Below are 16,480 nucleotides of genomic sequence, written 5' to 3' on the forward strand. Positions count from 1 at the left end.
ATGGTTTCGCCTGCAACCATTCCTTAAGTATGTTGCCGTTGTCATGTTGATTGCGCCCCTAATGGCTGCATCTAGTCACTCTACCTCAGCGCGATCGCAAACAGCTAAAAATATCTCCGTGACAATGGCGTCTGACTCTGTGTTTATTACAGCAAGTGCCAATCAAGCACCTGCAGCAAATCAAGTATCAAAAGTTGCAACAATCTATTATTTGACAGATAAACCTGGTTCTGTAATAGTGTCTAGGGCTGCTGTTGATGAATTGCAAATATTACAAATAGATAACATTGAGTCTTGGACAGCGAAAGATGATTCTCTGTCAATGAAGGAATTGCCAAACAACGACTCATTAGCGGCGGTAGAACTTGCAGTAGGGGTATTGCGATCGCACTCTCTGTCTCAAGGGCTGTCTAGTAGTCAATTGGGTTTAGTGGAAAGATTAAAAGTTGCTAAACTACAGTCTTTACCTACAGAAAATAGCAATTTGTCTATTGATGAGTCTGCTGCGCGATCGTCACAAGCAGCGACAATCGCGCCTGTAACTGGGGAATCACAGCCGAATTATAGGGAAGTGCCTGTTGTTGAAGAATCCGAACAGGCACAAATAGAACAGCAAGATCCGATTGGAAGTCCTCATCCTGTTCCTTGGAATTGGATCATGACTACTCATCAAGCTATTAGTTCTCAGGGTAGTTCTGGAGTGCGTCATTACCGCAGCGTACCTGTGATTTCTCCAGATGGTAGGCATGCTGTTTACAGCCGCGTGCAATTAGAAATAAAACCAGAACTTTATAACAGCCGTGTCAGCAGTGTTTTGTTTGTTGAAGACAGGCAAACTGGAAAATTGCGGGTCTTGTCTTCAACCTCTCGGAATATGGATACTTTATTAAGCGTCAAGGCTGACCGAGATGCTAATGGGGAAGGAACTATTGGAGTATTAGTGCCAGTCAGTTGGTCAGAAAGTGGCGATCGCTTTTTAGCACGCCAGTTTGAAGGGGTATTTAATACCTCTGATGCTACAGATCGGGCGTTGATTTGGGATCGGCAAAGCGATCGCACTAATACTATTTCTCCTGTCTCTGAAGAACAGGAACATGAGAAGATTGCCGTACTTTTAGGTTGGAGTAAAATCCAACCTAGTAACGTCCTGTTCCGCACTGGTGAAATAGGCCAAGAAGATTGGCCCGTGTTAGCAGTTTCTGATGATGGCAGGACTGTAATTGCAACAGATACCGATCAACCAGTCACCTTTGGTGAAAAGGTGAAAGAAGTTTGGGGTAAACCTCAAGTTGCTTATCGATGATTTTATACAAGCTTTGATGCTAGCCTGTTCCAGCTTGGGAACGGGTTTTTTTAATTTACGTAAGACTGTGAATTGGTTCTCATACCAAGTTGTGTTCAGATATAGCAATTTGTGCCCTCTCCCCCTCCCCTCTCCCAAATTGGGAGAGGGGTGCCGACAGGCGGGGTGAGGGAAGACACCCTTCGGGAAGTCAAAAGTATCAAGTCAAAAATCACACGTTATAATCTTTACTTTTGACTTTTGAATGCGTGACTTTTGAATTGTTTTGTCCTCCTTCCCTTCCAATTTGAAGATTACTGAATTGGTGTTCTAGTGGTACTGCCATCGCTGGCAAATTGTCAGATATCACCCAAACAAGTCAAAATTTAAAAGATATATTAATACAAACTCCTCAAGAAAAATTTCATACAACTAAATAGAAGTCTCGCTGCTTTCCAACTCATCCTCTTCTTCCATAGCTTCTTTTACCCGACGTATGGGTACATTGGCTATTAAAGCGCTTGTTCGTTGGTTGCTTTCTAAAGAAAACTCTAAACCCTCTGTTTCTATTTCTACATAGCGGCAGACGATTTCTAAGATTTCTTGCCGCATTTTTTCTATTGTTTGAGGACTCAAATCCGCGCGATCGTGGGCAATCACTAGTTGTAGGCGACGCTTAACCTGATTGCGACTACTGTCAGAACTGCGAGTAAAAAACCGTTCTAGAAGTTCAATAATCATTGCTGCTTGGTATGCACAGACTGGAAAAAGAATTAAATAATTTTTGTCCACAACAATCTTCGGAGGCGAGAGAAAATGTTGTTGTTGGGTGAGTCGAGTTCAAGAAATTCGACCGTTTCTCCTTCCAATCTGCGAGCAATGTTCTCATAGGCTGTAGCCGCTAGAGAAGGACTTTCTGACAATACTAAAGGTTCGCCGCGATTGGTAGAGACGATAACGCGCTCATCATCCGGGATTACCCCAATTAGAGGAATTGCTAGAAGTTCCTGAACATCATGCACAGACATCATATCATTTGCCCGTACCATTGCGGGTTTGATGCGGTTAATTATTAAATGAATCCGCTTGACGCCTTGTGCTTCTAACAACCCAACGACGCGATCGGCGTCCCGGACTGAGGCAATTTCAGGTGTGGTGACAATTAATGCTTCTTTAGCAGGGGCGATCGCATTTTTAAACCCCATTTCAATGCCTGCTGGGCTATCAATAATCACATATTGATACTTCTGCGCCAGTGCATTCACTAATAACTTCATCTGATCGGGGGTAACTGCATCTTTGGTGCGGTTCTGGGCTGCGGGTAACAAAACTAAATTAGGTTGCCGCTTGTCTTTCACTAAAGCTTGTTCGAGGCGGCACTCCCTCGCTAAGACTTCCACCGCTGTATAAACAATACGATTTTCCAATCCTAGTAACAAATCTAAGTTTCTCAAACCAAAATCAGCATCAACTAATGCCACTTGACGCCCCATTTTAGCTAAAGCCATACCTAAATTGGCTGTACAAGTGGTTTTACCCACGCCTCCTTTACCGGAGGTAACGACAATAATTCGAGTCATGACACAAACGCGCTCGATGATGTTTCCGTAAATATATAACAACAGAGCTTTATGGCTCTAAATTCATCCTATGAATTTGGATTTTAGAAAAATCACTAGCCCTAGCGATGCGAATTCCTTGAGGTGTGACATATGCCACTTCCGGATAAAATTGCATCGGCAATTTTTCTGGTGCCCTAGCGACAGCATCTGCGATCCGCAACTGGGTTGGTTCCATTTGCAGGGACATAATCAGACACTCGCGATTGCCGGCCGCACCGGCATGAGCAACTCCACGTAGACGACCCCAAACAAGAATATCGCCATCTGCAACTACGATACCACCTGGATTTACATCTCCTAAGATAATTACGCTACCAGGATGACGAATTTCTACTCCAGAACGTACCGTCATTTCTAGATAAAGGGCTTCTGTTTGATGTGCTTTGGTTGCTTTAGACCCAGAAGAGAAGATATTTTCTCGCTGTGTTTGTTCTACAGAGTAGCCAGCTGTAACTGCTGCTATGGCAGTTTGGCGACGACTGGTAGCAACAGATTTTAGCTGCATTTGTACCTCGCTGAAAATCTCAGCGAGTTGTTGCAGCTGCCTGACATCCAAGAGGCGATCGCCAGCGATAACATGTACGGGAGTGTTTGGTGATTGAAAGCGATCGCTAGCATTGAGTCGTAGCTTCAACTGTTGCCAAATCTCAGTCCAATTGTGTTCCGAAGCAGGTAGCTGGGATTCTGTTGGCAAAATTAATAATAATCTTCCCTCCTCTGTTTTGATTTGAATTTGGATATTTTTATTTACCACATTTTTTAGTGGCAGTAACTTAGATAACTCTAAATCCAAGAGGTTAGAATTCAATTCTGCATCTGGAGTAACATTAGACTCTACATCAGCAGCGACAGAATTAGATTCTGCATCCGGAGTAACATTAGACTCTACATCAGCAGCAACAGAATTAGATTCTGCATCCGGAGTAACATTAGACTCTACATCAGCAGCAACAGAATTAGATTCTGCATCCGGAGTAACATTAGACTCTACATCAGCAGACACAGAATTGGATTCTGCATCTGGAGTAACATTAGACTCTACATCAGCAGACACAGAATTGGATTCTGCATCTACAACAGAATTGGATTCTACATTCGTATCGGCAGAATTGGACTTTAAATAGAGCAAAACAGAATTAACCTCTGCTTCTGGGAGTATAGAACTTGACTCTGCCTCATCAACGGCAGAATCTGCCTCTTTTACAGAGAAAACAGTAGTATCTACCTCTACATCAGAAAGGCTTGAGATTGATTCTGCATTATTAACAGCAGAATTTGACTCTGGATTGGGGATGGCAGAATCAGAAGTCATGCAGCACTAGCCAAAAGAGGAAAATTTAGCAATTACCAATCTTAGATGATTTGCCTTTGTTACTGTGTTCTAGAAAGTTGCAAATTATTAAACAGTCATTTGTCATTTGTTATTTGTCCTCAGTACAGTATTTCATTAATTAGTAGCGAATTATCCTAGAAAAACTCTACGTTCCTCTGCGGTGTCTCTGCGCGACGGCAGTCGCTACAACGGGGGGAACCTCCGCAACGCGCTGCCTCCCCTCTGCGTTAAAAAAAACACTACAATTTTACGCAAAGCGGCCTTGAGTTTTTTGTATTTACAAATAACAATGACCAAGGACAAATGACGTTCCCCAGGTGCAAATATGCAATTGTAATGTGCCACAGTTTACTTAGTTTTTTTGCTTAGTCTTTGATAAATCGTTGCCAAAGCATTAGCATCGCCAACGTTACCCGGAAATAGCACCACTGGTAAATTCGGAAACTGGGGATGATCGGCGGGAGTCCGCACTATTGAACAACCAGGTAAAATCTGACCGAGTAACCGGGCTGAAGTCAAAGCCAGACCAGTACTCAGAACATCGTTGGAGGTAATACCACCTTTGCTAATTAAAAATCCTATATCAGATGGCAAACCCCGCACAACATCCATCAATAAACTAGAAACCTTTGTTCCAAACTGTAATCTTGTATTTACATCCTTAAAAGTGAGTTCTTTACGGCTGGTATAAACTACTGGCATTTTGCCAGCCTCATGTGCTGCATGGACACCTTCAAGAACCTCGCTTAGCAGCGTAGCAGATTGATTTTCCTCATCCAGCAAACGTGCTACATCAACTTCAACCCCAAGCGTACCTTCTGCTTGCAGTAGCATTTCCAGTTGCTGAGTTGTTTTTTTCACATGAGAACCAACAATCACTGCACCTGGTTTACCATTGCGTACGTACTCCGCCATGTTTTCGGGGGCGATTGGTTGGGTAGGTAAGGCAGCTAAAGCCGTTAAGATACTGGCAGCACTGCGAAACAAAAAGCGTTTGCCTTGACTGGCTGCTGTTAGAACATCTTGTGCAAAGCGATCCAGATCTGCTTGAGTTTCCCCATCAACAACACAGCATTGATTATCACTCAGGTTCATTAGGCGTTCTAAGCTACCAGCACGGTTGTTTGCAAGTAAAAATTTTTCTACAGAGTTCGCATTAATACGTCCTTTTGTTTTTTCTTCAACATACTCGGGTAAGTAACTGTGATGGTAGCTGAAGACAGAATCACGAGCGAACTCAGTTTCATGCACTGGCGTAGGTACACCATCAATAATTAAGTAATGTATGCTGTCGCGAGTGATACGTCCCCCTTCAAAAAATGCCGGGACGAGAAAATGAGCATCAAAAGGGCCGAGTTCCTCAGCAATGACATCGGTTTCGATTGGGTAATGTCCGCGCAAAGTGGAGTCAGAACGGCTGACGATGAGAAAATCCTGAGTTTTTTCAGTTGCCAAAGCTACTTTCAAGTTCTGACAAACTTCCCTAGTGACAGATGCAGCCGAATCTGGTGGTAATGCCCTAGTATTTGTCAGCACAAAGAAAATCGGTGCATCATCTTGCAACCCTTGGCGTAAAGTATCCACATCCCAACGCATTAACAGCAAGCAGCTGTGGACTGTTTGCGATCCCGTTGGATCATCATCAAGGACGATTATTTTTGGTTTAAGGGCCATGTTTGTGTTAACGGAGCGACTGTTGTAATTTTCTTATCTGGGATTGCACATCTAAGTCAATCTGCAATGATTGATTTAAAGTTTGAGCATATTCGCTTGTCTGACTGCTAACTTGTAAGGCTTGCAGATTGTCTAAATTATTGTCAAATAACTCTTGGTTGTCAGCAAGCAGCTTTTTATTATCTCGTAAAAGTCGCTCGATTTTCAAAGCACGAACTATATCTTCTCTGGTAAATTGCAGTGCAGCGATCGCAGTTTCTCTATCATTGATATTACTTGCTGAGTTGTCAGATGCTGCTAATTGATCAAGATAATCTACCGCTTGAATAACTGCATGATATCTATCGACTTCATTTAAAAGATTTATCAGTGTTTTGGAATAGGTGAAACGCCGCCACAGCCAACGCCCAATTACCACCGCCAGCGACACTACAATTAGCAAAACGATTCCCAACCCAATTGCAGAACCAATTGTGGGCAGAATAATCAACGCATAAATCAACCCGGTAATTATCAGGCTCAACAGCAGCGTTACCCGCACTTCTTTCATCAAAAATCCCAATCGCTGCTCGCGATTTTCCATAATCGCACGTCGGAGGACGTTACTTGGATTTATTCCGGTCAAACGTCTCAGTTCCCCTTTAGTTATTTCCAAGCCCAGTAAGTCCGGCTGCACAGATAAGTACTCCTGTGGAAGCGCGAGATGCATATTTATATTGAGTAGTATATATCCAAACAAAACTCCCACCACCCGCTCTCTGCTGGCATGAGTATTAATTACAGAAAGCGATCGCTCACAGATGGCAACCGCGCTTTACAGTTGTTTACAGACCGTTATGAGTTAACCTGCCACTTCGCAGGATATTTAAATGACGATCCAGCCTCAAAGAACATCTTGTGTTTTTATGGGGATGGTGGTAACGGCAAATCGCTGTTGTTAAAGTTTTTGCGGGAAAAGTGCTGTAAGCGGCTGCGTTCAGATATTTGGCAGGGGCTGAAGCTAAAAACAGAAGCTGAGATTGTTGAATACATTAAATTTGCAGATACTTGGGAATTTACCCCAGTGCCAGCAGTCCTACAGGATTTTGGGCTACCACCGAATGGAGATGACCAACCCCAAGACCCATTTTACGGGCTGTTGATGCTGCGAAGAAACCTTTCCAGAGCGGCGAGAGAATTAAATTACCGTCTGCGCTTTCCCCTGTATGATTTTGCCTGTATTTGGTATTTACATCAAAAACATCGCCTGTCATCTGAGAAGTTGAAAGAACTGTTTCCCCAAGAAGAATTTGAATTGGTGGTGGAAATTGTTAACGCGGTGAGTAACACATCTTGGGGGGCGATCGCTAAAGCAGTGCTGAGTATTTTTTCCAAGCATCTGGGTGAAAACTTTCACCTCTACTTGCAGCAGCGAGGGTTGAAAGAAGAGGATGTACAAGAAATTCGCCAAATGGATGTGGACACAGAGTTAATTTTTGAAATGCCGCGATTGTTGGCGCAAGATTTGAATGCGGCAATGTCCAGTCCCAACACACCAGAAAAACCAGAACGAATAGTCTTGTTTTTTGATACTCACGAAGCTTTTTGGGGTATACAACGCGACTTACCGAATACGCTGTATTTCCAACGGGATGAGTGGCTGCGGTATTTGCTGGCAGAGTTGGAACTCTCATCAGGTATTGTGGCAGTAGTTGCTGGACGAGAAGCACCACGCTGGCAGGAAGCGGATAAATACTCTATTCCCCAAGAATATTTGGATACTCAGTTAGTCAATCATCTCTGTGCAGCTGATGCGGATGAGTATTTGCAACGCGCCGGAATTAGGGATGAGGCTTTACGACAGCCTGCCATTGCTTATGCCAGTGTTGCAGAAAATCAGGTGCATCCATTTTTGCTGGGTTTGAGTGCGGATGTGTTGTTGCAGAACCCCACCCCCAGCCCCTCCCCGCAAGCGGGGAGGGGTGTCAATGAGCAATTTGAGGGACTTGATATCAATGCTTCTTTGGCGGAGAAGGCGAAACAGTTAACTAACCGCCTGCTGAAATATGTCAATCGGGAAATTTGCTATGCCGTACACGCTTTGAGTGCATGTCGGGCTTTTAACTATGAGATTTACGACGTGTTGGGCAGAGAGTTGGATTTTCATGCCACCAAGCCCAGTTTTCAAAACCTCACAGAATTTTCTTTTGTGTGGGAAGTACAAGCACGAGGAAAGGGTTGGTATCGCATCCACGATTTATTACGCCGCCTCAACTATGAAGGCGATAACGAAATTACCCAACAGGCTCATCAAGTACTTGAGCAATACTACCGCCAACAACAAGACTTAGCAGAAGCAATTTATCATGCCAACCGCTTAGATTGGTGGCGGGGTGTGGATGAATGGGTAAAAGAATTTGAGCGGGCATTAGAACTGAGTCGTTACGAGCAATGTCGCCAATTGCTGGAAGTTAGGAACGAGCTAGTAATTAAAAGTCATTTTCTATTGGGTAGAGTTTCACAAGCAGAAGGAGATTACTTTGCTGGCTTAGCTCGATATTCGGAAGCAGAACAAGAGTATCGAGAAACTGTGGCTGCTTATGAGCAAGAGTTGGTCATTTCTACCGATTATGTTGAGGTTCACAACAACAAAGGTAATGCTTTAGCAGCTTTAGGCGACTTACAAGCACGTCTTGCCTACCACCAGCAAGCGTTGGCTACTTACCGAGAGGCAATTGCATCTTTTAATCAAGCACTTCAGCGCGCTCCCGGTTATGTTAATGCTCACAACAACAAAGGCAACGTTTTAGCAAAATTAGGCGACTTACAAGCCAATCTTGCCCAACACCAGCAAGCATTGGCAACTTACCAAGAGGCAATTGCATCTTTTAATCAAGCACTTCAGCGCGCTCCTGGTTATGTTAATGCTCACAACAACAAAGGCAACGCTTTGCTAGGTTTAAGTGACTTACAAGCCAGTCTTGCCCAACACCAGCAAGCATTGGCAACTTACCAGGAGGCGGTTGCTTCTTTCAATCAAGCACTCCAGCGCGCTCCTGATGATGTTTTTGCTCACAACAACAAAGGCGAAGCTTTACGAAAATTAGGTGACTTACAAGCAAATCTTGCCCAACACCAGCAAGCATTAGCAACTTACCAGGAGGCGATCGCTTCTTATAATCAAGCACTCCAGCGCGCTCCCAATGATGTTAATGCTCACAACAACAAAGGCAATGCTTTGCTAAGTTTAGGCAAGTTACAAGCACGCCTTGCCCAACACAAACAAGCATTAACAACTTACCAAGATGCGATCGCTTCTTACGATCAAGCACTTGTACGCGCTCCCGATTTTGTTGGGGTTCACAACAACAAAGGCGAAGCTTTACGAAATTTAGGTGACTTACAAGCAAATCTTGCCCAACACCAGCAAGCATTGGCAACTTACCAGGAGGCGATCGCTTCTTATAATCAAGCACTCCAGCGCGCTCCCAATGATGTTAATGCTCACAACAACAAAGGCAATGCTTTGCTAAGTTTAGGCAAATTACAAGCACGCCTTGCCCAACACGAACAAGCATTAACAACTTACCAAGATGCGATCGCTTCTTACAATCAAGCACTCCAGCTTGCTCCCGATTATGTTTATGCTCACTACAACAAAGGCGCTGCTTTGCTAAGTTTAGGCGAATTACAAGCACGTCTTGCCCAACACCAGCAAGCATTGGCTACTTACCAAAACGCGATCGCTTCTTACAACCAAGCACTCCAGCTTGCTCCCGATTATGTTTATGCTCACTACAACAAAGGCTTAGCATTAGGAAAGTTAGGCGATTTGCTTTTGAAGTTATCAGACTCAGAAGCAGCCCTAAATAATTTTCGCTTGGCGCTAGCGGAGTTTAATCGCTCTCTAGAAATTGCTCCTGGTGATGAGTATGTTCACAATTTGAGAGACAAGCTACAAGAGATTTTGGACGAGCAGGGATAATGAAGATTGTAGATGCAATGTGGGAGCATAACTTTGTGTCGTAACGACAACAAGCTGTGAAGTAACGACAACAAGTGCGTTCCTAACAACAACAAGTTGTGTCGTTACAACAATAAGTCTGTTCCTAACCACAACAAGTTGTGTCGTAACGACAATACGTTGTGACACAACGACAACAAGTGCATTCCTAACGACAGCTTTTGGCGTGGTGACAACTAGGATCAGCCGCCTTCAGAAATGCCTGAAGCTACATTAACCAAGCCTGCCGATCCAGGCTTTGTTTGTGTAGCGACACCCTATAGGGTGACGTATTGGAGGTTGAGCAGCAACAATCTTCCTCAAAAGAGCGATCGCACTTTTTGACTCTCAAGCCCAGTTATTAGCTATTCCAAACAACCACCAACTAACAACCACCAACAATTTATCAAAATCTCTGATGTGAATCCGGAATCAGGAGAATTTCTTTTGTATTTCAAGATAGATGTACAAAACAGGGGTGTTTTCTTAGAAACAAGCATGAATTTCGTTGAAACTTGTAAAGCTCACTAATAATTTTAATGTTTCCTGACAATCATCTTATGAAGCTAAGCACTTAGGTGAAAGCACAATAGCTCAACCAATGGTAGTCTATAAATTACTGCTCAAAATAAAACAAAAACTTTCTTTGTTTATGGAGTTTTTTTCCGGACAATATAAATCAAACCTTTGATGGAGCCTTGATCCCTCAGTTGGTGGAGCCTCAATACCTCAGTACTTAGCTACGGTTTAAGTAACAAGCAAAAAAAAAGTAAATTTTTTAACAGGAGAAATAGGGTGCTTAACCTTCTCAAAAAGTTCCTTCCCGCTCGTCAGTTGAGACTTCCCTTACTTGGTTTACTTCTCATTCTTGGTGTTGTTGGTGAAAGGGCTAAACCTGTGTTAAGTAGCCAGTTCGCAAGATTACATGCTCCCACACCCCAAGAATTTAGCAATCAAATAACCACTCGTACTTGGTTACAACGTAATTCTTCCCCAGATTTGCAAGCCACAGATAAAGCAGTTCGCTTACGAAGAGTACTTGCCAAGTCAGATACCGTACCAAGCAAAGTTGCTGTGGAATCCAAAAAGGCGTCTGCACAAATTCCAGTTAATCAACAAACAACTTATACTTGGTTGCAGCGAAATTCTCCCATATCTACAGAAGTTCCTTCTGAGTCATTATCTCCCGAATTAGCAGCAGCACCTACAACTAAGCCACGCAAAAGCGCACCTAAAGCATCTATAAAAACCACAGAAGTGGGATCAAAAGTGAATTTCCCCAAACGAAATGGCATTTACCTTTACGGACAATCACCACAACCAGGACAGTTAGGGCAAGGATATATCATATTTGAAAAGCGCCAGAGTCAAGTGATCGGTGCTTTGTATATGCCAGATTCTGAGTTTAGTTGTTTTAAAGGTACACTCAACCCTTCAGGAAAATTGGCTATGACTGTTAGGGGTTATCCTGGTGAATTTAGCCCATTGCAAGTAGCTGCACGTGATGGGTTAATGCGAATGAATGACGATCAGCCATTCACCTACGATCATTCGGTCGCACTGCAAAACTATTATCGATTAAGGTCTATCAGCAGTAACGATCGCGAAATTTTGCAGATGTGTAAGTCCGAACAATAGAATTATGAATGATGAATTACGTCTGATGTGAATTATCAAAACCAATGTTATATCAAGGATTCTGGGCTTTGTAGAGACGCGAAATTTCGCGTCTCTACACCGAAAATACAAGGTTTCAGCCTCTAATTCACATTAAGCGTGAATTATAAAAAAAGTAAAATTCAACATTCATAATTTATAGTTCATCATTAAAATTCAATTCCTGGTTGAGCTTTCACAGCTTGATCGCGGAAAGGGTGTTTAACAAGAGTCATTTCTGTTACCAAATCAGCGTGTTCAATTAATGCTGTGGGTGCACCTCTACCTGTAAGAATCACGTGCTTATCGGCTGGTTTTTGCGCCAAGCCGTCTAGAATCTCTTCAACGCGCAAGTAACCAAGCTTAATCGCAATATTGATTTCATCTAACAATATCAGCTTGAAGTCTGGGTTGCGGATGTATTCTAACCCTTTTTGCCATGCGGCTTGTGCTTTTTCAAGATCGCGATCGCGATCTTGAGTTTCCCAGGTGAAGCCTTCGCCCATAGCGTGAAATTCTAACTGATCTAGCCAAAGACTGAAAACCTTTTTTTCAGAAGGTTCCCAAGCTCCTTTAATGAATTGAACAATCGCTACTTTATATCCATGACCGAGCGATCGCAACACCATTCCCAACGCCGCAGTTGTTTTTCCTTTGCCATTGCCAGTGTGAACTATTATTAATCCCTTTTCTGGCACTGCTTGTGCTATACGTTTATCTTGCACTTCTTTGCGTCGCTGCATTTTTTTGCGATACTGCTCATCAGTGAGGGTTGAGGATGAGGCTTCTTCCATTAATTGTTTAGCTTCTAAGTCTAGGTTCAATTCTGTTTGATTGTTGGTGTTCATAAACTTTTCCTGGAAACGAAACATATAAGAAAATGTTATATCAACCAGGATCGATTAAAAACTTAAGCGTTGGTAACGACAGCTTTAACATTCCTAGCGATTAGATATTTTTTACTTGGAAATCCCTAAGTTTGATGTCTCCCTTAGCCAGTCAAGCACTGATAAATGACTAGGTGTCCATCCAAGAAGATTCTTGGCTTTCTCCGAACGGATACGGCTATTGGAACCAAAGGCAAAGTGAGCTGCTTGTGATCCCCATTCTTGAGCGGCTTCCTCAACAGTCCAAGTTTGTGCTGTCCCGTCGAAACCAAGTTCATGATGAATCGTTTCGGCAATTTCCTTGAAACTTGATTCACCGTTTTCGAGGAAGAAAAACGAGCCAGCAGGAGCCTTTTCAAGAGCAAGTAAGTAGGCACTCACAACATCGTCAATATGGATAGTTGACCAAATATTTTCTCCTTTGCCAATATATCTGCCTGCTTGATATTTCTTAGCAACTGCAATCATCCCAGGAACTTGAATGCTTTCGGTATGTAAACCTGTCCCATAACCATAGATCAAGCAGGGACACATAACCACAGAATACACTCCCCGAACAACACCCTCAATCACATGAGTATCGATCGCCACTCGTCCAATTTTTTCAAACCGAATCGGACGCGGAATATCTTCGTGAAAAATCCGATCGCTGTATTCACCGGCTGCGCGATCGCCAACAATGCTCGATCCACTGGTGTGAATTACTTTCTTGCCTGAACCTTCAAGTGCTCGGAGCAACACCTCTGCGGCAAAGGAATCATCCGCATCTGCGGCATTAATGACAGCATCTGCCGACTGAGCAGCTTGAAAAAGCAACTGTTCATTGCTCAGTGTGCCAATAACGGGTTCAATTCCCCTGTGTTTAAGTAACTCAGCTTTTTCTTTTGATCTACACAAACCAATTACCGTATGTCCGGTAGCTACTAACGCAGTGGCTATAGATCCACCGATGTAACCAGTTGCTCCTGTTAGAAATATCTTCATCTGCTGGTTCATTCTTGTAAGGTGCAACCTAATTATGCAAAATTGCTTAGGATCGCGTAAGAACGGATATTTCTGTGCGTTAGTAACACAAGTGTTACCGGCAACCACATATCTAGAGAGGAGCTTGTAATGAGACATGCATCTTATGACGGAGCACGAGGCTGCTACATAGAAGCTGCCCTAGATGTAATTGCAGACAAGTGGAAAGGTGTAATTCTTTATCATTTGCTAGATGGATCGAAGCGATTTAATGAACTCAAACGAACCTTCCCTGAATTGTCGCAACGGATTTTGACGAGACAGTTGAGAGAATTAGAAAACGATGGAATAATCAGTCGAAAAATCTATCCAGAGATACCACCAAAAGTAGAATATTCACTGACAGATTTAGGTAAAATGCTCGAACCAACATTACTATCTCTTGAAAGTTGGGGGATCAAGTACATTGAAACAACGAGATATTCTCAAGAGCATTCCGTTAGAAAAGACTGATTAACCGTTGAGGCGACATAACATTTTGCTAGGCAGTATATTTAATTTCCAATTAACTAAATCTGCACTGTGTTAAACCAGTGCAGACTTAGGAATTCAGGCAAGCACTAAGAAATTTACGTGCAATCTGATATCTTGCACTGTTCTTAACAAGAGCCAGAGGCTCTTAATTCTCGTTACCAGGTTGAACCTGGTAACGAGGGTTTGGAGGCTCTGCCTCCGGGTTGTTGCATAGGCGTGCAAGGTATGAGCAATTGTAGATCGCAATCACCGGTACTTAATTCCAATGCAGTACCATAAGCTTGTTAGCGTCGATATTGGTTAGCTCCCGTATTTTACTGGGTGTCGCTAGCACTTCTTTTTGCAGTATCTGGGTAGACTGATCCAAAGTCTTTAACAGCTTCTGCTGATTCTTTGCCAATTCTCTGAAGGCGTTCACCAGGCTTATCCTCTGTTTGGCGGGCTTCTCCATACCACTCCCCTACAGTTTTCGGCCTGTCGGAATCATTCTGTTGTACTTGCTGGCGAACTCTCTCACCCAAGTCTTGGTTATTTTGCGCGGGGTAAGCATTTGTTGTCAGCAGTATAAAACCGACTAGGGCAACAGCCAAAAAACGCTTTACTTGAAGTCCCTTAAACAGAGAACTGATATGAGCGATCGCACTAGAAATCAAATTTATCATGACAATACTCCACGAGTTAATTCTCGATACTTTTCACGATTTGCAATATCATTGGCTCACTCCAAATTCAGCTAGCGCCAATAGAAACTGAACCTAGCTTCTATCTGTAACTAACTTCATAAACAGAGTTATAGGTTAGTAATGAAATCTGGTAAAAACCAACCTATTTTCGAACCAATTAGTTTTTTGAGTACAAATCCAAGACTAACTGCAAAAAAATAATTATTCCTCTAACAGAAGTCATACCTTGGTTATCAAAAAGAGAGACTTCTTGAAATCCTGTTACATAGCAGGAAACAATAAATTCCTTCCGGCGACAGTGGAATCTTTATGCTAAATGCGATCGCACTCTTGAGGTTTCTCCGATTACAGTAAGTTGCACATCATGCATAGTTAACATTAGACTCGGCGTATTTAGTGTTGAGAGTACAGCAATGTCAAAACAGCTGGGAAAGAAAATCGCACCCACACCTATGCCCAAAGAAATTGGGGTAGTTGATTTGATTGATAATTACTTTACCGCCTACAACTCGGCACGGTTGCGGGAAGCTTGTCAGCTAATGAGTCGGGATGTGCTACAAGAAGGCGTAACAGTAGGAGTTAGCCTTTCCGGTGCAATGACACCAGCAGGATTCGGAGTTTCGACACTAGCACCACTAATTCGCAATGGTTTTATTGACTGGATGATTAGCACCGGTGCAAATCTCTACCATGATATGCACTATGGTTTAGGCTTTGAATTGTTTGCTGGCAATCCGTTTGTAGATGATGTGCAATTACGCCAGCAAGGTACTATCCGTATTTATGATATTGTTTTTGGCTATGATGTGTTATTGGAAACAGATGCCTTCATCCGCAAAATTTTACAAGCAGAACCATTTCAAAAGCGGATGGGGACGGCAGAGTTTCATTATCTGCTGGGTATGTATGTCCGAGAAGTAGAAAAGCAACTGGGAGTCCAACATTCTTGCTTGCTAGCAACTGCATATGAATGTGGTGTACCTATTTACACTTCTTCTCCTGGTGATAGTTCGATTGGCATGAACGTTGCTGCTTTGGCACTGGAGGGTTCACAGTTAGTGTTAGATCCAGCAATTGATGTGAATGAAACAGCGGCGATCGCCTACAATTCGCGGGCAGATGAGGGTAAAAGTGCAGCGGTGATTATTGGTGGTGGCAGTCCCAAAAATTTCTTGCTACAAACTCAACCACAAATTCATGAAGTATTGGGGCTAGAAGAACGAGGACACGATTACTTTATCCAGTTTACCGATGCTCGTCCAGATACTGGTGGTTTGTCTGGGGCAACACCTTCAGAAGCTGTTAGCTGGGGCAAAATTGATCCGCAAGAACTACCCAGCACAATTGTTTGTTACACTGACAGTACAATCGCACTGCCTTTAGTGACCGCATATGTCATCAACCAGTGTCAACCCCGTCTCCTCAAGCGGCTGTACGATCGGCGGCAAGAGATGTTAGAGAGACTGCGGGCAGATTATTTAGCAGTTCATACTCAACCACCAGAAAAAATACCAGTTGCTATGGCTGAGGCCGCTTCCCAAGAAGTAGCAACCTATCCCTGTGGTAGGATGATTCCTCATACGCATTAGGAATTGTTAGTAGTTAGTAGTTAGTAGTTGGTTGTTGACTACTAACCACTAACCCGCTACTTGTGTCCCATCAACTAAAATAAGTAGCCATTTTCCCCTTGCTTTTGACTTAGATTTCACCCCGCTTTTCCAAACAAAATTTGTCGCGTAAAAGTTTAGAAGTTGTTTTAGTTACTTATATTTTCCTGCACCAATCACCAATTACCAATTACCAATTACCAATCACCAATCACCAGCCTCAGCGACAGTATAACTATTGAAGCAGAAGCCATTGA

General features: G+C 43.0%; 14 protein-coding genes. 6 read left to right on the forward strand and 8 right to left on the reverse strand.

Translation table 11 applies throughout. From position 1 onward, the window contains the following. Positions 1–43: 43 nt before the first annotated feature. Entirely contained in the window at positions 44–1,303 is a 1,260-nt protein-coding gene (locus FIS9605_RS0127845) for a hypothetical protein (RefSeq protein WP_026735507.1), read from the forward strand. Positions 1,304–1,714: 411 nt separating this feature from the next. On the opposite strand, the gene minE is transcribed toward FIS9605_RS0127845, so the two are convergent. The 5 genes from minE to FIS9605_RS0127870 form a co-directional block, all read right to left on the reverse strand. Continuing rightward, entirely contained in the window at positions 1,715–2,023 is a 309-nt protein-coding gene (gene minE / locus FIS9605_RS0127850; protein WP_026735508.1) for a cell division topological specificity factor MinE, read from the reverse strand. Between the two features lie 32 nt (positions 2,024–2,055). Further along, positions 2,056–2,862, reverse strand: a complete 807-nt coding sequence (minD, locus tag FIS9605_RS0127855) for a septum site-determining protein MinD (protein ID WP_026735509.1) — start codon at positions 2,860–2,862, stop codon at positions 2,056–2,058. A gap of 49 nt (positions 2,863–2,911) precedes the next feature. Then, entirely contained in the window at positions 2,912–4,216 is a 1,305-nt protein-coding gene (gene minC / locus FIS9605_RS38435) for a septum site-determining protein MinC (protein WP_026735510.1), read from the reverse strand. A gap of 369 nt (positions 4,217–4,585) precedes the next feature. Beyond that, the gene (locus tag FIS9605_RS0127865) at positions 4,586–5,911 is read right to left on the reverse strand and encodes a four-carbon acid sugar kinase family protein (protein WP_026735511.1); all 1,326 of its coding nucleotides are present in this window, start codon (positions 5,909–5,911) and stop codon (positions 4,586–4,588) included. A gap of 7 nt (positions 5,912–5,918) precedes the next feature. Continuing rightward, entirely contained in the window at positions 5,919–6,587 is a 669-nt protein-coding gene (locus tag FIS9605_RS0127870) for a hypothetical protein (RefSeq protein ID WP_026735512.1), read from the reverse strand. Between the two features lie 90 nt (positions 6,588–6,677). Here FIS9605_RS0127870 and FIS9605_RS0127875 point away from each other — a divergent pair, with 90 nt between their 5' ends. The 3 genes from FIS9605_RS0127875 to FIS9605_RS0127880 all read left to right on the forward strand — a co-directional run bounded on the left by FIS9605_RS0127875 (position 6,678) and on the right by FIS9605_RS0127880 (position 11,531). Then, positions 6,678–9,875, forward strand: coding sequence for a DUF2225 domain-containing protein (locus tag FIS9605_RS0127875; protein WP_026735513.1), 3,198 nt, complete (start codon positions 6,678–6,680; stop codon positions 9,873–9,875). Between the two features lie 237 nt (positions 9,876–10,112). Next, positions 10,113–10,238 (forward strand): hypothetical protein, encoded by a 126-nt coding sequence (locus FIS9605_RS46225; protein WP_269321076.1) that lies wholly within the window; start codon positions 10,113–10,115, stop codon positions 10,236–10,238. A 450-nt stretch (positions 10,239–10,688) separates the two neighbouring features. Further along, positions 10,689–11,531 (forward strand): hypothetical protein, encoded by an 843-nt coding sequence (locus FIS9605_RS0127880; protein ID WP_026735514.1) that lies wholly within the window; start codon positions 10,689–10,691, stop codon positions 11,529–11,531. A gap of 188 nt (positions 11,532–11,719) precedes the next feature. Here the strand turns inward: FIS9605_RS0127880 and cobO are convergent, their stop codons facing one another. Both cobO and FIS9605_RS0127890 read right to left on the reverse strand, forming a co-directional pair. Beyond that, positions 11,720–12,397: a cob(I)yrinic acid a,c-diamide adenosyltransferase gene (gene cobO / locus FIS9605_RS0127885; RefSeq protein ID WP_026735515.1), complete on the reverse strand. Its 678-nt coding sequence runs from the start codon at positions 12,395–12,397 to the stop codon at positions 11,720–11,722. 111 nt (positions 12,398–12,508) lie between these two features. Then, entirely contained in the window at positions 12,509–13,420 is a 912-nt protein-coding gene (locus FIS9605_RS0127890; RefSeq protein ID WP_026735516.1) for an NAD-dependent epimerase/dehydratase family protein, read from the reverse strand. Between the two features lie 129 nt (positions 13,421–13,549). Here FIS9605_RS0127890 and FIS9605_RS0127895 point away from each other — a divergent pair, with 129 nt between their 5' ends. After that, positions 13,550–13,912: a winged helix-turn-helix transcriptional regulator gene (locus tag FIS9605_RS0127895; protein WP_026735517.1), complete on the forward strand. Its 363-nt coding sequence runs from the start codon at positions 13,550–13,552 to the stop codon at positions 13,910–13,912. Positions 13,913–14,247: 335 nt separating this feature from the next. Here the strand turns inward: FIS9605_RS0127895 and FIS9605_RS0127900 are convergent, their stop codons facing one another. Then, positions 14,248–14,595, reverse strand: coding sequence for a hypothetical protein (locus tag FIS9605_RS0127900; RefSeq protein ID WP_026735518.1), 348 nt, complete (start codon positions 14,593–14,595; stop codon positions 14,248–14,250). Between the two features lie 434 nt (positions 14,596–15,029). On the opposite strand from FIS9605_RS0127900, the gene FIS9605_RS0127905 reads away from it, so the two are divergent. Further along, a complete protein-coding gene (locus FIS9605_RS0127905) occupies positions 15,030–16,205 on the forward strand; it encodes a homospermidine biosynthesis protein (protein WP_026735519.1) in 1,176 nt (391 codons plus the stop codon). The last annotated feature ends 275 nt before the right edge of the window (positions 16,206–16,480 follow it).

This window comes from Fischerella sp. PCC 9605 (assembly GCF_000517105.1).
In the GTDB taxonomy this organism is placed as follows: Bacteria; Cyanobacteriota; Cyanobacteriia; order Cyanobacteriales; family Nostocaceae; genus PCC9605.

Excerpts from the sequence above, each read along its gene's own strand:
- FIS9605_RS0127845 (WP_026735507.1), top strand. The coding sequence starts at position 44 with ATGTTGATTGCGCCCCTAATGGCTGCATCTAGTCACTCTACCTCAGCG.
- minE (WP_026735508.1), bottom strand. The coding sequence starts at position 2,023 with ATGATTATTGAACTTCTAGAACGGTTTTTTACTCGCAGTTCTGACAGT.
- minD (WP_026735509.1), bottom strand. The coding sequence starts at position 2,862 with ATGACTCGAATTATTGTCGTTACCTCCGGTAAAGGAGGCGTGGGTAAA.
- minC (WP_026735510.1), bottom strand. The coding sequence starts at position 4,216 with ATGACTTCTGATTCTGCCATCCCCAATCCAGAGTCAAATTCTGCTGTT.
- FIS9605_RS0127865 (WP_026735511.1), bottom strand. The coding sequence starts at position 5,911 with ATGGCCCTTAAACCAAAAATAATCGTCCTTGATGATGATCCAACGGGA.
- FIS9605_RS0127875 (WP_026735513.1), top strand. The coding sequence starts at position 6,678 with ATGAGTATTAATTACAGAAAGCGATCGCTCACAGATGGCAACCGCGCT.
- FIS9605_RS46225 (WP_269321076.1), top strand. The coding sequence starts at position 10,113 with ATGCCTGAAGCTACATTAACCAAGCCTGCCGATCCAGGCTTTGTTTGT.
- cobO (WP_026735515.1), bottom strand. The coding sequence starts at position 12,397 with ATGAACACCAACAATCAAACAGAATTGAACCTAGACTTAGAAGCTAAA.
- FIS9605_RS0127890 (WP_026735516.1), bottom strand. The coding sequence starts at position 13,420 with ATGAAGATATTTCTAACAGGAGCAACTGGTTACATCGGTGGATCTATA.
- FIS9605_RS0127895 (WP_026735517.1), top strand. The coding sequence starts at position 13,550 with ATGAGACATGCATCTTATGACGGAGCACGAGGCTGCTACATAGAAGCT.
- FIS9605_RS0127900 (WP_026735518.1), bottom strand. The coding sequence starts at position 14,595 with ATGATAAATTTGATTTCTAGTGCGATCGCTCATATCAGTTCTCTGTTT.
- FIS9605_RS0127905 (WP_026735519.1), top strand. The coding sequence starts at position 15,030 with ATGTCAAAACAGCTGGGAAAGAAAATCGCACCCACACCTATGCCCAAA.